At 74.7% G+C, this 18186-nt stretch carries 16 protein-coding genes; 6 read left to right on the top strand and 10 right to left on the bottom strand.

All coding sequences use genetic code 11. The features are described from left to right. Positions 1-113: 113 nt before the first annotated feature. From sucB to WCD58_RS12085, 3 genes are all read right to left on the bottom strand, one after another. Positions 114-2054 carry a 2-oxoglutarate dehydrogenase, E2 component, dihydrolipoamide succinyltransferase gene (gene sucB / locus WCD58_RS12095; RefSeq protein WP_337703070.1) on the bottom strand — a complete coding sequence of 647 codons (1941 nt, stop codon included), beginning with the start codon at positions 2052-2054 and terminating at the stop codon, positions 114-116. A gap of 33 nt (positions 2055-2087) precedes the next feature. Further along, positions 2088-3464: a dihydrolipoyl dehydrogenase gene (gene lpdA, locus WCD58_RS12090; protein WP_337703068.1), complete on the bottom strand. Its 1377-nt coding sequence runs from the start codon at positions 3462-3464 to the stop codon at positions 2088-2090. Positions 3465-3580: 116 nt separating this feature from the next. Continuing rightward, on the bottom strand, positions 3581-5110 hold the full coding sequence (locus WCD58_RS12085; protein ID WP_337703066.1) for a leucyl aminopeptidase: 1530 nt from the start codon (positions 5108-5110) through the stop codon (positions 3581-3583). A 72-nt stretch (positions 5111-5182) separates the two neighbouring features. Between WCD58_RS12085 and gcvT the strand changes: the two genes are divergently transcribed. After that, positions 5183-6289, top strand: a complete 1107-nt coding sequence (gene gcvT / locus WCD58_RS12080; protein ID WP_337703064.1) for a glycine cleavage system aminomethyltransferase GcvT — start codon at positions 5183-5185, stop codon at positions 6287-6289. 10 nt (positions 6290-6299) lie between these two features. Next, on the top strand, positions 6300-6791 hold the full coding sequence (locus tag WCD58_RS12075) for a cupin domain-containing protein (protein WP_337703062.1): 492 nt from the start codon (positions 6300-6302) through the stop codon (positions 6789-6791). 32 nt (positions 6792-6823) lie between these two features. Here WCD58_RS12075 and WCD58_RS12070 read toward each other — a convergent pair whose 3' ends face one another. Continuing rightward, positions 6824-7489, bottom strand: coding sequence for a DUF2461 domain-containing protein (locus WCD58_RS12070; RefSeq protein ID WP_337703061.1), 666 nt, complete (start codon positions 7487-7489; stop codon positions 6824-6826). A 29-nt stretch (positions 7490-7518) separates the two neighbouring features. On the opposite strand from WCD58_RS12070, the gene WCD58_RS12065 reads away from it, so the two are divergent. Together WCD58_RS12065 and WCD58_RS12060 are read left to right on the top strand one after the other, a co-directional pair. Next, positions 7519-8877 (top strand): PLP-dependent cysteine synthase family protein, encoded by a 1359-nt coding sequence (locus tag WCD58_RS12065; protein WP_337703059.1) that lies wholly within the window; start codon positions 7519-7521, stop codon positions 8875-8877. Continuing rightward, positions 8874-9974, top strand: coding sequence for a branched-chain amino acid aminotransferase (locus WCD58_RS12060; RefSeq protein ID WP_337703057.1), 1101 nt, complete (start codon positions 8874-8876; stop codon positions 9972-9974). The genes WCD58_RS12065 and WCD58_RS12060 overlap by 4 nt, the downstream gene beginning before the upstream one ends. A 13-nt stretch (positions 9975-9987) precedes the next feature. Here the strand turns inward: WCD58_RS12060 and WCD58_RS12055 are convergent, their stop codons facing one another. Genes WCD58_RS12055 through WCD58_RS12040 form a run of 4 tightly spaced genes read right to left on the bottom strand, consistent with a single transcriptional unit; the run spans position 9988 to position 12960 of the window. Then, positions 9988-10740, bottom strand: a complete 753-nt coding sequence (locus WCD58_RS12055) for an adenosylcobinamide-GDP ribazoletransferase (protein ID WP_337703055.1) — start codon at positions 10738-10740, stop codon at positions 9988-9990. Further along, positions 10740-11744, bottom strand: coding sequence for a nicotinate-nucleotide--dimethylbenzimidazole phosphoribosyltransferase (locus WCD58_RS12050; protein WP_337703052.1), 1005 nt, complete (start codon positions 11742-11744; stop codon positions 10740-10742). Before WCD58_RS12050 ends, WCD58_RS12055 begins: the two co-directional genes overlap by 1 nt. Before the next feature lie 23 nt (positions 11745-11767). Next, positions 11768-12295 (bottom strand): bifunctional adenosylcobinamide kinase/adenosylcobinamide-phosphate guanylyltransferase, encoded by a 528-nt coding sequence (gene cobU / locus WCD58_RS12045; RefSeq protein WP_337703577.1) that lies wholly within the window; start codon positions 12293-12295, stop codon positions 11768-11770. A gap of 8 nt (positions 12296-12303) precedes the next feature. Beyond that, positions 12304-12960, bottom strand: coding sequence for a DUF3043 domain-containing protein (locus WCD58_RS12040; RefSeq protein WP_337703050.1), 657 nt, complete (start codon positions 12958-12960; stop codon positions 12304-12306). 79 nt (positions 12961-13039) lie between these two features. Here WCD58_RS12040 and WCD58_RS12035 point away from each other — a divergent pair, with 79 nt between their 5' ends. Both WCD58_RS12035 and WCD58_RS12030 read left to right on the top strand, forming a co-directional pair. Then, positions 13040-14203 (top strand): glycerate kinase family protein, encoded by a 1164-nt coding sequence (locus WCD58_RS12035; RefSeq protein ID WP_337703048.1) that lies wholly within the window; start codon positions 13040-13042, stop codon positions 14201-14203. Positions 14204-14358: 155 nt separating this feature from the next. Next, positions 14359-14730 (top strand): HesB/IscA family protein, encoded by a 372-nt coding sequence (locus tag WCD58_RS12030; RefSeq protein WP_337703043.1) that lies wholly within the window; start codon positions 14359-14361, stop codon positions 14728-14730. A gap of 67 nt (positions 14731-14797) precedes the next feature. Here the strand turns inward: WCD58_RS12030 and WCD58_RS12025 are convergent, their stop codons facing one another. Next, positions 14798-15784 carry an adenosine kinase gene (locus tag WCD58_RS12025; RefSeq protein ID WP_337703041.1) on the bottom strand — a complete coding sequence of 329 codons (987 nt, stop codon included), beginning with the start codon at positions 15782-15784 and terminating at the stop codon, positions 14798-14800. A gap of 90 nt (positions 15785-15874) precedes the next feature. Further along, positions 15875-17782 (bottom strand): asparagine synthase (glutamine-hydrolyzing), encoded by a 1908-nt coding sequence (asnB, locus tag WCD58_RS12020; protein ID WP_337703039.1) that lies wholly within the window; start codon positions 17780-17782, stop codon positions 15875-15877. Between the last annotated feature and the right edge of the window lie 404 nt (positions 17783-18186).

Below are 18186 nucleotides of genomic sequence, written 5' to 3'. Positions count from 1 at the left end.
GCGAGGGGTGACCTCGGCCGGAACGTCGGCGGCGAGCCCGGGACGACCGAAGGGCACCTTCGCTCGCATAGATCGAGCGAAGGTGCCCTTCGGTCAGAACAGGGACGCGCGGGCTAGATCCCCAGCTCGCCCTCGAAGGCGCCGCCCTCGAGGCGGTCCTTGACGGTGGTGAGGAAGCGGGCGGCGTCGGCGCCGTCGACGATCCGGTGGTCGTAGGACAGGCACAGGTACGCCGTGGAGCGCACCGCGATGACGTCGCCGCCGGAGTCGTCCTGGAGCACGACCGGCTTCTTGACGACCGCGCCGGTGCCCAGGATGCCGACCTGGGGCTGGTTGATGATCGGCGTGTCGATCAGCGCCCCGCGCGAGCCGGTGTTGGTGATCGTGAAGGTGCCACCGGCCAGCTCGTCCGGGGTGATCTTGTTCGTGCGGGTGCGCTCCGCCACGTCCGCGATCTTGCGGGCGAGCCCGGCCAGGTTGAGGTCACCGGCGTCGTGGATCACCGGCACGATCAGCCCGGCCGGCGAGTCCACGGCGATGCCCAGGTGCTCCGCGCCGTGGTAGGTGACCTCGCTCTTCTCGGTGTCGATCGAGGCGTTCACCGCGGGGTGCGCCTTGAGCGCCTCCACCGTGGCCAGCGCCATGAACGGCAGGAACGAGAGCTTCACGCCCTCGCGCTTCTGGAAGTCGCCCTTCACGCGGTCGCGCAGCCGGGCGATCCGGGTGACGTCGGCCTCGACGACCGTCGTGAGCTGCGCGGAGACCTGCAGCGACTCGACCATGCGCTTGGCGATCGTCTGCCGGCGACGCGACATCTTCTGCGTGGTGCCGCGCAGCCCGGAGGTGTCCGCCGCGGGCGGGCCCGACGAGCCGCGCGCGCCGGCGGCCGCCGGCTTCTGCACCTCGCCGCCGTGCACCGACCCGGTGCCGGAGCCGCCCGACGGCGCGGCCTGGGCCGGGCTGTCGGCGGCCGGGGCCGCCTGCTGGTCCTTCTCGTCGGCCGCCTTGACGACGTCCTGCTTGCGGATCCGCCCGCCGACGCCCGTGCCGGTCAGCGACGAGAGGTCGACGCCGCGCTCGGCGGCGAGCTTGCGCACCAGCGGCGTGACGTACGGCGAGCCGGACTCCTGCTCGGGCGCCGACGAGCCGTTGCTGCCCGCGGCGTCCTCGCGCGGCTGGAGCGCGCCCGCGTTCGCCGGCCCGCTCGCGGTGGTGGACTGCTGGGTCTCGTGGGAGACGTAGTCGTCGGCCCCGGACGCGGCGACCGGCTCGGCGGGCTGCTGCTGGGACGGCTGCTGCTGCTGCGGCTCGGGCTCCGGCTGCGCCTCCTGCGCCGGCTGGGCCTCCTGCGCCGGCTGGGCCTCCTGGGCCTCCTGGGCCTCCTGGGCCGGGGCCGCGGACGCGCCGCCGGACCCGGCGTCGCCGATGACGGCGAGCGCACCGCCGACCTCGACCGTGTCGTCCTCGCCGGCCTTGAGCTCGAGGACCGTGCCGGCGACCGGCGACGGGATCTCGGTGTCGACCTTGTCGGTGGACACCTCGAGCAGCGGCTCGTCGACGTCGACGGTGTCGCCGACCTGCTTGAGCCAGCGGGTCACCGTGCCCTCGGTGACCGACTCGCCGAGCGCGGGCATCTCGACCGTCGTGCCGCCGGACGACCCGCCCGACGACGCCGCCGCGGCCGGCGGCTGCTGGGGCTCGGGCTCGGGCTGCTGCGCCGGCTCGGGCTGGGACTCCTGCGCAGGCTCCGGCTCCGGCTCGGGTGCGGCCTGGGGCTCGGACTGGGCGGGAGCGCCGCCCCCGCCCGCGGACTCACCCTCGTCGCCGATCACGGCGAGCTCGCCGCCGACCTCGACGGTCTCGTCCTCCTGCGCCACGATCCGCTGCAGCACGCCCGCCTGCGGCGACGGGATCTCGGTGTCGACCTTGTCGGTGGACACCTCGAGCAGGGGCTCGTCGACGTCGACGTGGTCGCCCTCCTGCTTGAGCCACCGGGTGATGGTGCCCTCGGTGACACTCTCCCCGAGAGCAGGCATCTGGACGGAGTAGGCCATCGTGCTCGAACTCCTCGCTGGGTTCTCTCGGGGTCAGGAGTGGCTGTGCAGGGGCTTGCCGGCGAGCGCGAGGTGCGCCTCCCCGAGGGCCTCGTTCTGCGTGGGGTGCGCGTGGATGAGGTTGGCGACGTCGTCGGGGAGCGCCTCCCAGTTGTAGATCAACTGGGCCTCGCCGACCTGCTCACCCATCCGGGTGCCGATCATGTGGACGCCCACCACCGGGGCGTCGTCGGCGGTGCCGCCCTTGACGAGCTTGATCGCCCCGGCGGTCTTGAGGATCTGCGACTTGCCGTTGCCGGCGAGGTCGTAGGTCATCGTCTTCACGTCGCCGTAGAGCTCCTTGGCCTGCGCCTCGGTGAGCCCGACCGACGCGACCTCGGGCTCGCAGTACGTGACGCGCGGGATGCCCTTCTCGTCGATCACCGGCGGGTGCAGCCCGGCGATCTCCTCGGCCACGAAGATCCCCTGCTGGAAGCCGCGGTGGGCCAGCTGCAGGCCGGGGACGATGTCGCCGACGGCGTAGATGTTGCCGACGCCGGTGTGCAGCCGGTCGTTGGTCGGGACGAAGCCGCGGTCGAGCGTGATGCCGTTCTCCTCGTAGCCGAGGTCGGCGGTGTTGGGGCCGCGGCCGACGGCGACCAGCAGGAGGTCGGCCTCGATCTGCTCGCCGGTCTCCAGCGAGATCGTCACCGTGTCGGAGGTCTGCGTGACGCCGGTGAACTTCGTACCGGTCTTGAACGCGATCTTGCGCTTGCGGAACTGGCGCTCGAGCTGCTTGGAGAGGAACTCGTCCTCGTTGGGCACGAGGTTCGGCAGCGCCTCGACGATCGTGACCTCCGAGCCGAAGCTCTTCCACACGCTCGCGAACTCGACGCCGATGACGCCGCCGCCGAGGACGACGACCCGCTCGGGCACGTAGTCGAGGTTGATGGCCTCGGTGGAGGTGAGCACGCGGCCGCCGAGCTCGAGGCCGGGCAGCGTCTTCGAGTACGAGCCGGAGGCCAGGACGATGTTGCGGCCCTGGTAGCGCTGCCCGTCGACCTCGACGGTGTCCTGGCCGACGAGCTTGCCGGCGCCCTCGATCAGGGTGACCTTGTTGGCCTTCACCAGGCCCTGCAGGCCCTTGTAGAGGCGGGCGACGACGTTGTCCTTGTAGGAGTTGACGCCGCTCATGTCGATGCCCGACAGCGAGCTCTTGACGCCGAACTGCTCGCCCTCGCGCGCCGAGTCGGCCACCTCGGCGGCGTGCAGGAGGGCTTTGGTGGGGATGCAGCCGCGGTGCAGGCAGGTGCCGCCGACCTTGTCCTTCTCCACCAGCGCGACCGACAGGCCGAGCTCCGCGGCCCGGAAGGCGCAGGCGTAACCGCCCGACCCGGCTCCGAGGATGATGACGTCGTACGTGTCGCTCACTGCTGCTACTCCCGCGTCGGCGTGTGGCGTGCGGTGGCCCCGCGGCGGAGCGGTGACTCCGGCGGGGCGATGTCCGGCTTCATCCTTCCACCTCGCCCGAGGCGCTCGCCCGCCGATCAGCCCTGGCGGGCGATGTCGTCGAGCACGGCCGCGATCGTGCGCACGGGGACGCCGGTCCCGCCCTTGGGGGTGTACCCGTGCGGGCCGCCGGTGTTGAAGGCCGGGCCCGCGATGTCGAGGTGCACCCACGGCACGCCGTCGGCGACGAACTCGCGCAGGAAGATGCCGCCGACGAGCATGCCGCCGAAGCGGTGGTTGGTGACGTTGGCGAGGTCGGCGACGCGCGAGTCGAGGTCGCCGCGCAGCTCCTCGGGCAGCGGCATCGCCCAGCCGCCGTCGCCGGCGGCCACCGCCTGCGCGGCGACGCGGTCGCGGAAGGCGTCGGTGCCCATGACGCCCGGGGTGCGCGCGCCGAGCGCGACCAGCTGGGCGCCGGTCAGCGTGGAGGTCTCGAGCAGGTAGTCGGGGGAGTCCTCGCAGGCGCGGGCGATCGCGTCGCCGAGGATCAGCCGGCCCTCGGCGTCGGTGTTGAGGACCTCGACGGTGGTGCCGCCGTACATCGTCAGCACGTCACCGGGGCGGTACGCGGTGCCCGAGGGCATGTTCTCGGCCATCGGGACGGTGGCGACGACCTCGACGTCGAGCCCGAGCTCGGCGGCCAGGCAGGTCGCGGCGACGACGCCCGCGGCCCCGGACATGTCCGAGGTCATGTGGTCCATGTTCGCCGCCGGCTTGATCGAGATGCCGCCGGTGTCGAACGTGATGCCCTTGCCGACCAGCGCGACCTTCTTCGACGGGTTCGCGGGGCTGTAGGTCAGCCGGACCAGGCGCGGCGGCCGCGAGGACCCGCCGCCGACGCCCAGGACGCCGCCGAACCCGGCCTCCGCGAGCTGCGTCTCGTCGAGGATCTCGACGGTGACGCCCGCGCCCTCGGCGAGGGCCCTCGCGCGCTGCGCGAAGGCGTCGGGGTAGAGGTCGTTGGGCGGGGTGTTGACGAGGTCGCGGGCGGCGGTGACCCAGCGGGCGACGGTGGTCGCGCGGGTCACGACGGCCTCGTCCCCGGCACCGTCACCGCCGCCGACCAGCCCGACGCGGGCGAGCGCGGTCGGCGCGGTCTCGGGGTCCTTCTTGTACTCGGTGAAGGCGTAGTCGCCGAGCAGCGTGCCCTCGACCGTCGCGGCCAGGTCCAGCGTCGGGAGCGTGGTGACGACGTGCGCGGCGTGCCCGTGCAGGGTGCGCGCGGCGACACCGGCGGCGCGGCGGACCTGCTCGGCGAGGTCGGGGGCCTCGCCCGCCGTGTCGGCGCCCGGCTCCTTGCCCAGGCCGACCGCGAGCACCTGCGCGGCGCCGATCGCCCCGCGCGTCGGCACCCGGGTGACCTCCCCGGCCTTCCCGGTGCCGCCCAGGAGGGCGACGAGCGCGGGGAGCTCGCCGGCCAGCTCGCCGAGCACGGCCGTGTCGCCCGCCACGGCGGGATCCGCACCACCCTCACCGGGGCGGACGCCGACGACGAGGGCGTCGACGTCGGTGAGGGCGTCGGGGCCCGGCGTGGCGCCGAGGAGCTCGAGGGCGGGGGTGCTGCTCACGTGCGGTCTCTCCCCAGGTCGGCGGTGTCGATCACATGCTAGGACCGGACGCGCTCGGTTACCGTGCCGCGGGTGTCCGACACCGTGACCGACGCTCGCCGTAGCCCGCTGCACGACCGACACGTCGCCCTCGGGGCCTCGTTCGCCCCCTTCGGCGGCTGGGAGATGCCCGTCCAGTACTCGGGCACGGTGGCCGAGCACACGGCGACGCGCGAGTCCGTCGGCCTCTTCGACGTCAGCCACCTCGGCAAGGTCCGGATCAGCGGCCCGGGCGCGGCGGCGTTCGTCGACCGCTGCCTGACCAACGACCTCACCCGCATCGGGCCGGGCCAGGCGCAGTACACGCTGTGCTGCGCCGGGGACGGCGGGGTGATCGACGACCTCATCCTCTACCTGGTCGGCCCCGACGAGGTGTTCGCGGTGCCCAACGCCGCCAACTCGGCGGGGGTCGGCCGGCAGCTCGCCGACGTCGCGCCGGACGGGATCACGATCGCCGACGAGCACGACGCGCACGTCGTGCTCGCGGTGCAGGGGCCGCGGTCGCCGGAGGTGCTGGCCGCGCTGGGCCTGCCGGCGGACCAGGACTACATGGCGTTCGTGGACGCGGAGTGGTCCGGACGCCCTGTGCGCGTGTGCCGGACGGGCTACACCGGCGAGCGCGGCTACGAGCTCATCGCGCCGGCCGACGGGGCCGGGGAGCTGTGGGACGCGCTGGCCGCCGCCGTCGCCGAGCAGGGCGGCCTGCCCGCCGGCCTCGGCGCCCGCGACACCCTGCGCACCGAGGCCGGGCTGCCGCTGCACGGCCAGGACCTCGGCCCGGACATCACGCCGCTGCAGGCCCGGTGCGGGTTCGCGGTGGGCTGGAAGAAGGACACGTTCTGGGGCCGCGAGGCCCTGGCCGCCGAGCGGGAGGCCGGGCCGCGCCGCCGGTCGTGGGGCCTGCGGGCCACCGGGCGCGGAGTGCCGCGGGGGCACATGTCGGTCAAGCGGGGTGACGAGGTCGTCGGCGAGACCACCTCGGGCACCTTCTCCCCGACGCTCAAGACCGGCATCGCGCTCGCGCTGCTCGACACCGCCGCGGGTCTCGACGAGGGCGACGTCGTGGCGATCGACGTCCGTGGCCGCTCGCTCGAGTGCGAGATCGTCAAACCGCCTTTCGTGGCCTCGCACGTGCGGTGAGGATGCCGGGGTGAGCCTTCCCACGTCCGACCCCGGCGTCTTCCGCTTCCGCTCGCAGGCCGAGCAGGCGGGCCCGGCGATCTTCCTCGCGCCCGGCGACGTCACCGGCGGCGGCTACGGGCTGTTCGAGAGCGCCGCCGAACCGGGACGGATGGGTGCCGTGCCGCACTACCACACGGGGTTCACCGAGGCCTTCTGGGTGATCTCCGGGCGGCTCGCGGTGATGAGCGGGCGGGAGTGGCAGGTGCTGGGCAGCGGCGACTTCGCCCACGTGCCCGTCAACGGCGTGCACGCCTTCCGCGCGGCGGGCGACGAGCAGGCTCGCTTCCTCATCCTGTTCGTGCCCGGCTCGCCGGCGTCGCGGTACCCGCGCGAGCACTACTTCCGCGGCCTCGCCGAACGCCTCGCCCGCGGCGCCTCGCCGGAGGAGATCGACGAGTTCGCCCTCGAGTGCGACCAGGTCAACCTGCGCGACTGGGAGAGCGACCCCATCCCCTCGTGAGTACTTTCCGACCCTATAGCGCCGGAAAGTGCTCACGTACGGGACCGGCGGCCGCCCGGGCGCTCGGCGGTGTCGTCGAGGTCGACGCCGACGTGGTCGTCGAGCCACTGACCCAGCGGCGCGAGCCGGCGCCAGGTCGTCGCGACGCGGTCGGCGAGCTCCGGGCTGTGGAGCTCGTCCGAGGGCGGCCACGAGTACCAGGCGAACAGGCTCTTGTGGCGCAGCAGCGCGAGGCGCGGGTGCGCGGGGTCGACGCCGCGCGGGCGGGACTTCAGCTGCTCGCCGCCGATCGTGAACCCGTCGGCCCGCAGGCCGTCGACGATCTCCTCGAGCGCCGGGCCGTGCCGGGCGTCGTCCACCGCCGCGCGGAAGCGGGCGACCTGCGCCGAGGTCATCCGGTAGTACCCGCCGGCCATCATGAGGCCGTCGGCGGAGACCTGGACGTAGTGCGGCCCGGCGGTGGCCCCGCACTGAGTCTTGTAGGGCGTCTTGTCGGCCGCGAACCGCACGTCGCGGTAGGGGCGGAACACCTTGCCCGCGCCGAACTCCGCCTCGAGGTCGGCGAGCAGCGCGAGCATCGGTGCCCGCACCTGCTCGTCGTAGACCGCCTTGTTGTCGGTCCAGTACGCCTTGGTGTTGTCGGCCTCGAGACCCTCGTAGAAGTCGACGACCGCGTCGCCGAAGCCGGGGAACGTCACGACGCCATCCTGACGTGTAGACACGAGCCGTGTCCGGAGCGGTGCACGAGTCGGTGCTCGACGCCATCGGGGCCACCCCGCTGATCCGCCTCCGGCGGGTCGCCGAGGGGCTGGCCCCGCGCATCTACGTCAAGGCCGAGTGGCTCAACGCCGGCGGCAGCGTGAAGGACCGCGCGGCCCTGGCGATGGTCCGCGCCGCCGAGCGGTCGGGGGACCTGCGGCCCGGCGGGGTGATCGTCGAGGGCACCTCGGGCAACACCGGGATCGGGCTGGCGCTCGTCGGCGGGTACCTCGGCTACCGGACGCTGATCGTCGTCCCGGACACGACGGCGGCCGAGAAGATCGCCGCGCTCCGGGCGTACGGCGCCGAGGTCGTGCTGACCCCGGGCGGGCTGCCGGGCGACGACCCGCGCCACGTCGTCAACCTCGCCGCCCGCGTCGCCGCCGAGACGCCGGGCGGCTGGCTCGCCGACCAGTACGGCAACCCCGCCAACCCGCAGGCCCACCGCGACACCACCGCGCCCGAGATCTGGGCCCAGACCGGCGGCGCGGTGACGTGCCTCGTCGCCGGCATCGGGACGGGCGGGACGCTCTCGGGCACCGGCGCGGCGCTCAAGGACCTCGGTCCGGTGCGCGTCGTCGGCGTCGACCCCGAGAACTCGGCCTACGGCGGCGGGGACGGCAGCCCGTACTACGTCGAGGCGATCGGGCACTACGTCCACCCCGACACCGTCGACGACGCCTGGCCGGAGAACTGGGACCGGAGCGTCGCCGACGAGATCGTGCGCGTCGACGACCGCACGACGATGGTGACCGCCCGCCGCCTGGCCCGCGAGGAGGGCCTGCTCCTGGGCGGGTCGTCGGCGACGGCCGTGGCCGGGGCGCTGCGGGTGGCCCGCGACCTGGGGCCCGACGACGTCGTCGTGGTCGTCGCGCCCGACTCCGGCCGGGCGTACCTGTCGAAGTACTTCGACGACGGGTGGCTGCGCCGGCTGGGGTTCACCGACGAGCCGGGGTCCGTGGGCGAGCTGGCGGTGGACCTCCCTGTGCTGCGCGCGTCGTGGACGGTCGCGCGGGCCCGGCAGGTGCTCGCCGGCGTCCCCGGCCCGGTGCCCGTGTCCCACGACCGCGAGGCCGGGACCGCCGCGCCCGCGGAGATCCTGGGGGCGCTCGCGGCCCGCGACCTCGACGGGCTGCCCGCCGGCGACGCCGTCGCCGCGCACGCCCGCCCGGCGCCGCCGAGCGTCGGCGCGGGGGAGGGGATCGAGGCCGTCCGGGAGATCGTCGGGGACGGCGAGGTCGCCTGGGTGGTGCGCGACGGACGGGTCACGGGGCTGGTGACGCGGTCCGCGCTCGGCCTTCCCCCGACGTCTAGGCTGACCTCATGAGTACGACCTTCGCCCACACCCCGCACCCCGCCCCGGCGTCCGCGGAGCGTGTGGCGGAGGTACTCGCCGCGCCCGGGTTCGGGAAGTTCTTCACCGACCACATGATCACGATCTCCTGGGACGCCGCCCGCGGCTGGCACGACGCCACCGTCGGGCCGTACCAGCCGCTGTCGATGGACCCCGCCTCCGTCGTCCTGCACTACAGCCAGACGATCTTCGAGGGGCTCAAGGCCTACCGCTGGGCCGACGACTCGGTGCACGCCTTCCGCCCCGCGGCCAACGCGGACCGGATGGCCCGCTCGGCCGAGCGGCTCGCGATGCCCCCGCTGCCCGAGGACCTGTTCCTCGACTCGCTGCACGAGCTCATCGCGGTCGACCACCGCTGGGTGCCGGCCGCGGGCGGCGAGGACTCGCTGTACCTGCGCCCGTTCATGATCGGGTCGTCGTCGGGCCTGGGGGTGCGGCCCAGCGAGGAGTACCTCTACCTCCTCATCGCGTCCCCGGCGGGCGCCTACTTCCCGCGCGGCCTGGCCCCGGTGACCGTGTGGCTGTCCACCGACTACGTGCGCGCGGTGCCCGGCGGCACCGGCGAGGCGAAGTGCGGCGGCAACTACGCGGCCTCGCTCGCCGCGCAGGCCCAGGCGTCGGCGCAGGGGTGCGACCAGGTGGTGTGGCTCGACGGCTTCGAGCACCGGTGGATCGAGGAGATGGGGGGCATGAACCTGTTCTTCGTGTTCACCGACTCCTCGGGCGCGGTCGAGGTCGTCACCCCCGAGCTCTCGGGCTCGCTGCTGCCCGGCGTGACCCGCCGGTCGCTGCTCGAGCTCGCGCAGGAGGAGGGCGCCACGGTCACCGAGCGCCGGATCTCCACCGACGAGCTGGAGAAGGAGGTCGCCGCGGGCCACCTCACCGAGGTGTTCGCGTGCGGCACGGCCGCGGTGATCACGCCGGTCGGCACGGTGAAGCACGAGGGCGGCGGATACGACATCGGCGACGGCACGCCCGGCCCGATGACCCACCGCCTGCGCGACCGCCTCACCGCCATCCAGCGCGGCGCGGCCCCGGACCCGCGCGGGTGGATGTCGAAGCTCGCCTGAGGGCGCTTCGCTGCTAACCGCCGGTCGCGAGCACGATCAGGGCGGCGGTGGCGGCGAGCTCCGCGCAGGCGCCGAACACGTCGCCCGAGACGCCGCCGAGGCGCCGGCGCGCGTGGGCGGCCGCGAGCACGACGACGACCCCGGCGAGCAGGGCGCCCACCGGCGCGCGCCAGCCCAGCACCGGGAACGCGCCCGCCGCGAGCACCGCCGCCCACGCCGGCGCGACCCACGCCGGCTGGGTCCCGGCGACCAGCGCGCCGAGGCCGTCGGGCGACGCCGCCGGTACCCCGCGGCGGGCGATCCACGCGAAGGCGGCGCGCCCGAGGCCCAGGGCGAGGGCTCCGCCGACCACGGCCACGACCAGCCCCCGCTCCGCGAGCGCCCCGAACGCCGTGGCCTGCACGCCGAGCACCACGACCAGCCAGACCACCGCGAACGCCCCGGTGCCCGGGTCCCGCATCACGGCGAGCGTGCGGGCGGCGTCGCCGTGGCTGCCGAGGCCGTCGGCGAGGTCGGCGAGCCCGTCGAGGTGCAGGCCCCGGGTGGCCAGGGCGCCGAGCCCGACGGCGACGAGGCCCCCGAGCACCTCGGGCGCGCCGAGGGCGACGAGACCCGCCGCGGCCGCGCCGAGGAGCGCGCCGAGGACCACGCCGACCACCGGCACCACGGCCAGCGCGACCGCCGCCGCCGGCCGGTCGATCCGCGAGGCCCGCACCGGCGCGACGGTGAACATGGCGACCGCGAGGGCGACGCCGGCGCGCAGCATCAGGGCGTAGCAGCGACGGCCGCGCGCACCAGCCCGACCGCCGTGAGCGCGCCCGTGCCCTGCCCGGCGCGCATCTGCAGGTCGAGCAGCGGTTCGAGGCCGAGGACGTCGAGCGCGAGGGCCTGGGCGGGCTCGGTGCACCGCGACCCGGCGACCCACCAGGCGCGCGCGCCGGGCGCTCCGGTGTCGGCGAGCAGCGCGGCCACGGCCGTCGCGGCGCCGTCGAGCAGCACCGGGGTGCGCCGGCGGGCGGCCTGAGCGAGGAAGCCCACGAGCGCGGCGAGGTCCGCCCCGCCCGCGACGCGCAGGAGCCCCTGCGGGTCCCGGCGCACCGACCGGGCGCGCCACAGCCCGTCACGCACCGCGGCGGCCTTCACCATCCACACGCGGTCGTCGATCCCGCTGCCGCGTCCCACCACCGCCACCGGTTCGCGGCCCGTCATCGACGCCCCGAGCACGGCCGTCGGGGTGCTCACGCCGACCCCCAGCTCGCCGGCGACGAGCAGGTCGGCGCCCTCGTCGACCTCCTCGTCGGCCACCTCCCGGCCCGCGCGCACCGCGGCGGCGGCCTGTTCCTCGGTGAGGACGTCCTCGCGGTCGAGGCGCCCGCCGCCCCGGACGACGGCGCGGTCATCCCGGGCGTCACCGGTCGCGGGCGCGGCGAGGCCCACGTCGACGACCCGCAGCCCGGCCCCCGCCGTCTCGGCGAAGCGGCAGACCGGCGAGGAGCCGTCGCGCGCGGCCGCGACCCGGGCCGCGGTCTCGGTGGGCGCGTGCGCGGACACCCCGGCGGCGGCGATCCCGTGGTCGGCGGCGAACAGCACAGCCCGCACCCGCCGCGGCGCGCGGGCCGGCGCCCGGCCCTGGCAGGCGGCGAGCCACGCCGCGAGCTCCTCGAGACGCCCGTAGCTGCCGCCGGGCAGCGCCGACAGGGCCTCGCGGCGGGCGGTCTCGTCGGGGGGCGCCACGGCGTTCGACGAGGCGGTCGAGGTCGCGGGCTGCACGCCGACGACGGTATCCAGAGGTCTCACCGCAGTCGCAGCGGCACCCCGGCCACCAGCAGCCACACCTCGTCGCACACCGCGGCGAGCTCCTGGTTGAGCGCGCCCAGCTCGTCGCGGAAGCGCCGGCCCGCGCTCGTCGAGGGCACGACGCCCAGCCCGACCTCGGCGGACACGAGCACCAGCCTCCCGGCGAACCCCTCGACGGCGGCGACGAGGTCCGCGCGGGCGGCCGACACCGACGGCGCGTCGCGCTCCCAGCCCGCGTCGTCGAGCAGGCCGGTCACCCAGGTGGCGAGGTCGTCGACGAGCACCGGGTCGGCGGGCGCGCCCCTCAGGACGGCGGGGACGTCGGCGTCCTCGGCGGTCCGCCACCCGGCGGGGCGGCGGGCGCGGTGGACGGCGACGCGGTCGGCCCACTCGGGGTCGGCGGCCGGGTCGACGCCGCGCGCCGTCGCCACGTAGAGGGCGGGCGCGTCGGTGTCGAGCAGGGCCTCGGCGTACGCAGACTTGCCCGAGCGGGTGCCGCCGAGGACGAGGACGCGGGAGATCAGGCCACCCGTCAGTCGACCGCCGTGCCGCGCGCCACCCGCGGCGCCGGCATCCGCAGCTTGCGGATCTGGGTGGCCCGCGTGAAGGCGTACCAGCCGTACGAGAGGCCGCCGACCTGCTCGTCCGGGAACTTCGCGCGCACCTTCGACACGACGAGGCGGCCGAGCAGCACGCCCTCGAGGGCCATCATCACGAGCATGATCAGGCAGATCAGGCTGCCCGCGGTCTGCACGGCGGGGACCGGGACGATCACGGTGACGAAGATGACCACCGCGAGGGGCATGAACAGGCCCATGAGGTTGCGCCGGCCGTCGACGATGTCGCGCGCGTAGGCCCGGGCGGGCCCGCGGTCGCGGGGCATGAGCACCTTGTCGTCGCCGGCCATCATGCGCTTGCGGCGATCGGCGGAGGCCGCGCGGCGCTCCTCCTTGCTGCCGCGCATCGTGCGGGCGCGCTTGATCGCCTCGCGCTGGGTCTTGGGCGCCGGCGCGACCGGGCCGCGCTTCTTGCCCTCCGCGTCGCGGCGAGACGGCGTCGGGCGGCCCTTGCCCGCGGTCTGCGACCGCACCCGCTCGCCGACCACGACGCTCTCGCGGTCCTCGGTCTCGTCCGTCGCGGGGGCGTCGGAGGACTCGGAGGAGGCGGTGCCGCGGCGCAGGAACTTCACGCCGCCCAGGATAGGGCACCGCATCGATGGTCGAGCTCCGCAAGCTTCGTCTCCGGCCCGACCCCCTACCGTGATCGGCATGCGCGTCCTGCTCGCCCCTGACTCCTTCGGCGGCAGTCTCACCGCCGCCGAGGCCGCGACGGCGATGGCGGAGGGCTGGGCGCGCGCGCATCCGGCCGACACGACCGTGCTGCTGCCGCTCGCGGACGGCGGCACCGGCTTCGTGGAGGTCCTGCACACGGCGCGCGGCGGCACCCGTCACGACGTCGAGGTCACGGGCCCGCTGGGGGAGCCGACGACAGCGACGTGGCTGGAACTGGACGGGACCGCGTATGTCGAGTCGGCGTCGGCGTGCGGGCTGCACCTGGTGCCCGAGCGCACCCCGGCGACGGCGGCGGCCGCGACGAGCCGGGGAGTCGGCGAGCTGGTGGCCGGCGCGCTCGCGCGGGAGCCGGCGCGGATCGTCGTCGGTCTCGGCGGTTCGGCCTGCACCGACGGCGGCGCCGGCATGCTCGCGGCGCTGGGTGCCGAGCCCCTCGACGACCGCGGCCACCCGGTGCCCGACGGCGGGGCGGGGCTGGCGTCGGTGACGCGCCTGGTCGGGCTGCCGGGGGTCCGCGAGCGTCTGGCGGGCGTCGAGCTGGTCGTCGCCGCCGACGTCGACCACGTCCTCACCGGTCCCGAGGGCGCCGCGGCGGTGTTCGGGCCCCAGAAGGGCGCCGACGAGGACACCGTCGCCGCTCTCGACGCGGCCCTCGCCACCTGGGGCGGCGTGCTGGGGGAGGAGTGCGGGCTCCCCGGTCTCGCGACGCAGCCCGGCGCGGGTGCGGCGGGGGGCCTGGGCGCCGCCCTCGCCGCGCTGGGGGCCACCCGCGTGCCCGGCGGGGAGCTCGTCCGCGACGTCGCCGGGCTGGACGCGGCCATGGAGCGCGCGGACCTGGTCGTCACCGGCGAGGGCGCCCTCGACGAGCAGTCGCTGCACGGCAAGCTCGTCTCCGTCGTCGCCGCGCGGGCCCGCGAGCACGGGGTGCCGTGCATCGCGCTGGCCGGGCAGGTGCACATCGGCGGCAACCAGGCGCTCGAGGCCGGGCTCGAGGGGGCCTACTCGGTCGCCGCCGACGCGGGATCGGTCGAGTCGGCGCTGGCCGACCCCGCCGCCCGCCTCGCGGACCTGGCCGAGGGCGTGGCCCGGCGGTGGGGCAACCGACCCCCGGGAGACGGAGCGGAGCGGAGCTCGACGTGACGGCGGGGTGAGCGCGCTCGCATGAAGCACCGCCCGTGGTGTGCGAGCATGGGGACAGGCCGCGGATCGGGTACACCGGTCTCGCGGGAATACACGGCACCGCGACGAGTTGTGCCGGGTGAGTGCACTGCGTCCCGGGAGCTCAAGGGAGAACCATGACCGTCGAGAACCCTGCCGCGCCGACCGAGGCCGAGCTCAAGCCGCACGGCGTCGAGCTGACCGACCAGGCGGCCGGGAAGGCGAAGGCCCTGCTCGACCAGGAGGGCCGCAACGACATGTCGCTGCGCATCGCCGTGCAGCCCGGCGGCTGCGCCGGCCTGCGCTACCAGCTGTTCTTCGACGACCGCAGCCTGGACGGCGACCTCGAGCGCGACTTCAACGGCCTGACCGTCGCGGTCGACCGCATGAGCGCCCCGTACCTGCAGGGCGCGGTCATCGACTTCGTCGACACCATCGAGAAGCAGGGCTTCACGATCGACAACCCCAACGCGGGTGGATCGTGCGCCTGCGGCGACAGCTTCAACTGATCGCGCGGAAGACGACACACGGCCCCGGACCTCGTCGAGGTCCGGGGCCGTCGTGCGTCCGGGGGTGTCAGATCCCGGAGACCTCGGCGGCGACCTTCGCGCGCAGGTCCTGCGGGGGCTGGGCACCCAGCTGGGCGACGACGTGCGACGCGGCGACCGCGCCGATGCGCCCCGAGGTGGCGTGGTCGAGCCCGCGGGTCCAGCCGTAAAGGAAGCCGCCGGCGTAGGCGTCGCCCGCGCCGGTGGTGTCGACGAGCTCGTCGGCGTCGCGGACCCCGACCTGCTCGACCGAGCCGTCCGCGTCGTACACCGTCGAACCCTTGGGGCCGTGGGTGACGACGACGACCTCGGCGTTGCCGCCGTGGCCGCGCAGCAGCGACGTGATCTCCTCGGAGCCGACCAGCGCCGCGACCTCGTCCTCGTCGGCGATGAGGATCTCGACGTTCTCGCGCAGGAGCTCGCGGAAGTACTCACGGTGGCGCTCGACGCAGCCGGCGTCCGACAGCGTCAGGCCCACCCGGGCCTCGCTCTTGGAGGCGGCGTCGACGACCTTGCCGATGGTGGCGCGGGCCTGCTCGGTGTCGGCGAGGTAGCCCTCGATGAGGCTGACCCTGCTGCCCGCGACGTCGTCCTGCTCGATGTCGTCGGGGCCCAGCGCGGTGCAGGCACCCAGGAAGGTGCTCATGGTGCGCTCGCCGTCGGGCGTCACCATGACCAGGCAGCGGGCGGTCGCCGGGCTGCCCGACAGCGCCGGCGTCGTGAAGTGCACGCCGTGCGAGCGGATGGACTCGGTGAACGAGGTGCCCAGCCGGTCGTCCGAGACCTTGCCGACGTAGCCGGCGTCGGCGCCGAGCGCCGCGGCGATGGCGATGGTGTTGGCGACGCTGCCGCCCGAGCGCTCCGTCGTGTCGCCGGCCTCGGTGTAGAGCTTCTCGGCCTGGGCCTCGTCGATGAGCGTCATGCCGCCCTTGGGCAGCTCGTGCGCACGGATGGTGTCGTCGTCCGTGCGGAACAGCACGTCGACGATGGCGTTGCCGATCCCCAGTACGTCCATGCCTACCTCTCGAATCGCTACGTCCTCCGGACCCAGCGACCGTAGGGGAAACTCAGCGCGACCGGGACCGGACCGTTGCGTGGCGCACGTTCACGCATACACCGGGTAGTTGGGCTCGGGGATCTCCGGGCGGATGCGCTGCTCGACGAAGATGCCGTGCCAGAGCATGAACACGAGCAGTGTCCAGATGCGGCGCGAGTGGTCGACCGGACCGGCGCGGTGCTCGTCGATGAGCCGCAGGACCGCGGCCTTGTCGAGGATCGCGTCGGTCTGCGAGTCGCGGACGATCTGGCGCGCCCAGTCGAGCATGTCGTGCGCGAGCCAGTAGCGGATCGGCACCGGGAACCCGAGCTTGCGCCGGTTCAGCACGTGCGGCGGGACGATGCCGTCGATCGCGCGGCGCAGCGCGTACTTCGTGGTGCCGTGCGCGACCTTCTGCTCGGTCGGCAGGTGCGACGCGACCTCGAACACCTCGCGGTCGAGGAACGGCACGCGCAGCTCGAGCGAGTTGGCCATCGTCATCTTGTCGGCCTTGACGAGGATGTCGCCGCGCAGCCACGTGAACAGGTCGACGTGCTGCATCCGCGCCACCGGGTCCCAGCTGCCCGAGTCGGCGTACAGGGGAGCGGTGACGTCGACGTGCGACAGGCCCGGGTCGTGACCGCGCAGGACGGCCGCGAGCTGGTCGTTGCGGAAGATCCGCGCGTTGCCGTAGTAGCGCTCCTCGAGGGGGAGCGCGCCGCGGCGCAGCAGGTCCTTGCCGCGCATGCCGTCGGGCAGCCGGGTCGAGAGCGCGCCCGCGAGCTTGCGCACGGCGCCGGGCAGCTTCTCGAACGGCGCGAGGGACAGCGGCTCCTTGTAGATCGTGTAGCCGCCGAAGAGCTCGTCGGCGCCCTCGCCGGAGAGCACGACCTTGACGTGCTTGCGAGCCTCGCGCGCCACGAACCACAGGGGGACGAGCGCGGGGTCGGCCACCGGGTCGTCGAGGTACCAGACGATGAGCGGCAGCGCGTCCATCATCTCCTGGGCGGTGACCTCGCGGACGACGTGGCGCACGCCGATCGCCTCGGCGGACTCGCGCGCGACGTCGACCTCGGAGTAGCCCTCGCGCTCGAAGCCGGTGGTGAAGGTGATGAGGTCCGGGTTGTGCTCGCGCGCGAGTGCCGCGATCGCCGTCGAGTCGACGCCGCCGGAGAGGAAGGCGCCCACGGTGACGTCGGCGCGCATGTGCTTGGCGACCGAGTCGCGCAGCACCTCGGTGATCTCCGCGTGCAGGCGGACCTCGTCGTCGACCGGCTTCACGTCGAACTGCGGGACGAAGTAGCGCTCGGCGGTCATCGGCTCGCCGGGGACCACGGTGAAGCTCGTCCCGGACTCCACGCGGCGGATCGAGCGGTGCAGCGTCAGGGGCTCGGGGACGTACTGCAGCTGCAGGTAGTGCTGCAGCGCGGTCGGGTCGGGCGCCGTGGTGGGCTCGCCGAGGGCCGTCGCCAGCTCCAGCAGGCTCTTCTTCTCGCTCGCGAACGCGACCCCGTGCGGGCCGGCCGAGACGAACAGCGGCTTGATGCCGAACGGGTCGCGCGCGCCGAACAGCACGCGGTCGCGGGTGTCCCAGATGAGGAACGCGAACATGCCCCGCAGCCGGCGCACCGCGTCCGGACCCCACACGTCGTAGGCGGCGACGATCGCCTCGGTGTCGCCCTCGGTGGCGAACCGGACGCCGTGGTCGCGGGCGAGCTCCTCACGCAGTTCGAGGTAGTTGTAGATCTCGCCGTTGAAGACGATGCGGTACCGGTCGCTCGCGTACGTCAGGGGCTGGTGCGAGCCCTCGACGTCGATGATCGAGAGCCGGTTGAAGCCGAGCACCACGTCCTCGTCGTGCCACTCGCCGGACTCGTCCGGACCGCGGTGGCGCATGCACACGAGGCTCTCGCGCACCGCTTCCGCGCGGGCCGGGGCCGCACCGTCGGACGTGATCAATCCCATCAGGCCGCACACGCGTCCGCTGACACCTCCGGTTCCGGGGTCGCCCTGCCGCCCGGCGCCGCCGGGTCGGGCCAGTATGACGACCCGGCGGGATCGATCCGGTCGTGCCCTCTCGCCGGCGGGTCCGCTGCGCTGCGCGCCGCAGGGTCCGGCCTTCGGCACGGCAGCTCCGCTGCGCCGCGTGCCGCAGGGTCCGGCCTCCGGCGCGGCAGCTCCGCTGCGCTGCGCGCCGCAGGGTCCGGCCTTCGGCGCGGCAGCTCCGCTGCGCTGCGCGCCGCAGGGTCCGGCCTTCGGCGCGGCAGCTCCGCTGCGCTGCGTGCCGCAGGAACGGGCGACCCGCCGCGCCCCTCCGACAGCGCGTAGTGGCTGGCTCGGCTAGTCTCCGCACCGACGTCGGGGCCCGGGTCCGCCGGGCC

It is taken from the genome of Actinomycetospora flava, from assembly GCF_037400335.1.
In the GTDB taxonomy this organism is placed as follows: Bacteria; Actinomycetota; Actinomycetes; order Mycobacteriales; family Pseudonocardiaceae; genus Actinomycetospora; species Actinomycetospora flava.
The sequence above is the reverse complement of the archived record's forward strand: the minus strand, read 5'-3'. Positions and strand labels throughout refer to the sequence as shown.

What these genes read in the sequence shown, in the direction of transcription:
- sucB (WP_337703070.1), bottom strand. Translation starts at nt 2,054, where the DNA reads ATGGCCTACTCCGTCCAGATGCCTGCTCTCGGGGAGAGTGTCACCGAG.
- WCD58_RS12060 (WP_337703057.1), top strand. Translation starts at nt 8,874, where the DNA reads ATGAGTACGACCTTCGCCCACACCCCGCACCCCGCCCCGGCGTCCGCG.
- WCD58_RS12055 (WP_337703055.1), bottom strand. Translation starts at nt 10,740, where the DNA reads ATGCTGCGCGCCGGCGTCGCCCTCGCGGTCGCCATGTTCACCGTCGCG.
- WCD58_RS12035 (WP_337703048.1), top strand. Translation starts at nt 13,040, where the DNA reads ATGCGCGTCCTGCTCGCCCCTGACTCCTTCGGCGGCAGTCTCACCGCC.
- WCD58_RS12030 (WP_337703043.1), top strand. Translation starts at nt 14,359, where the DNA reads ATGACCGTCGAGAACCCTGCCGCGCCGACCGAGGCCGAGCTCAAGCCG.
- WCD58_RS12025 (WP_337703041.1), bottom strand. Translation starts at nt 15,784, where the DNA reads ATGGACGTACTGGGGATCGGCAACGCCATCGTCGACGTGCTGTTCCGC.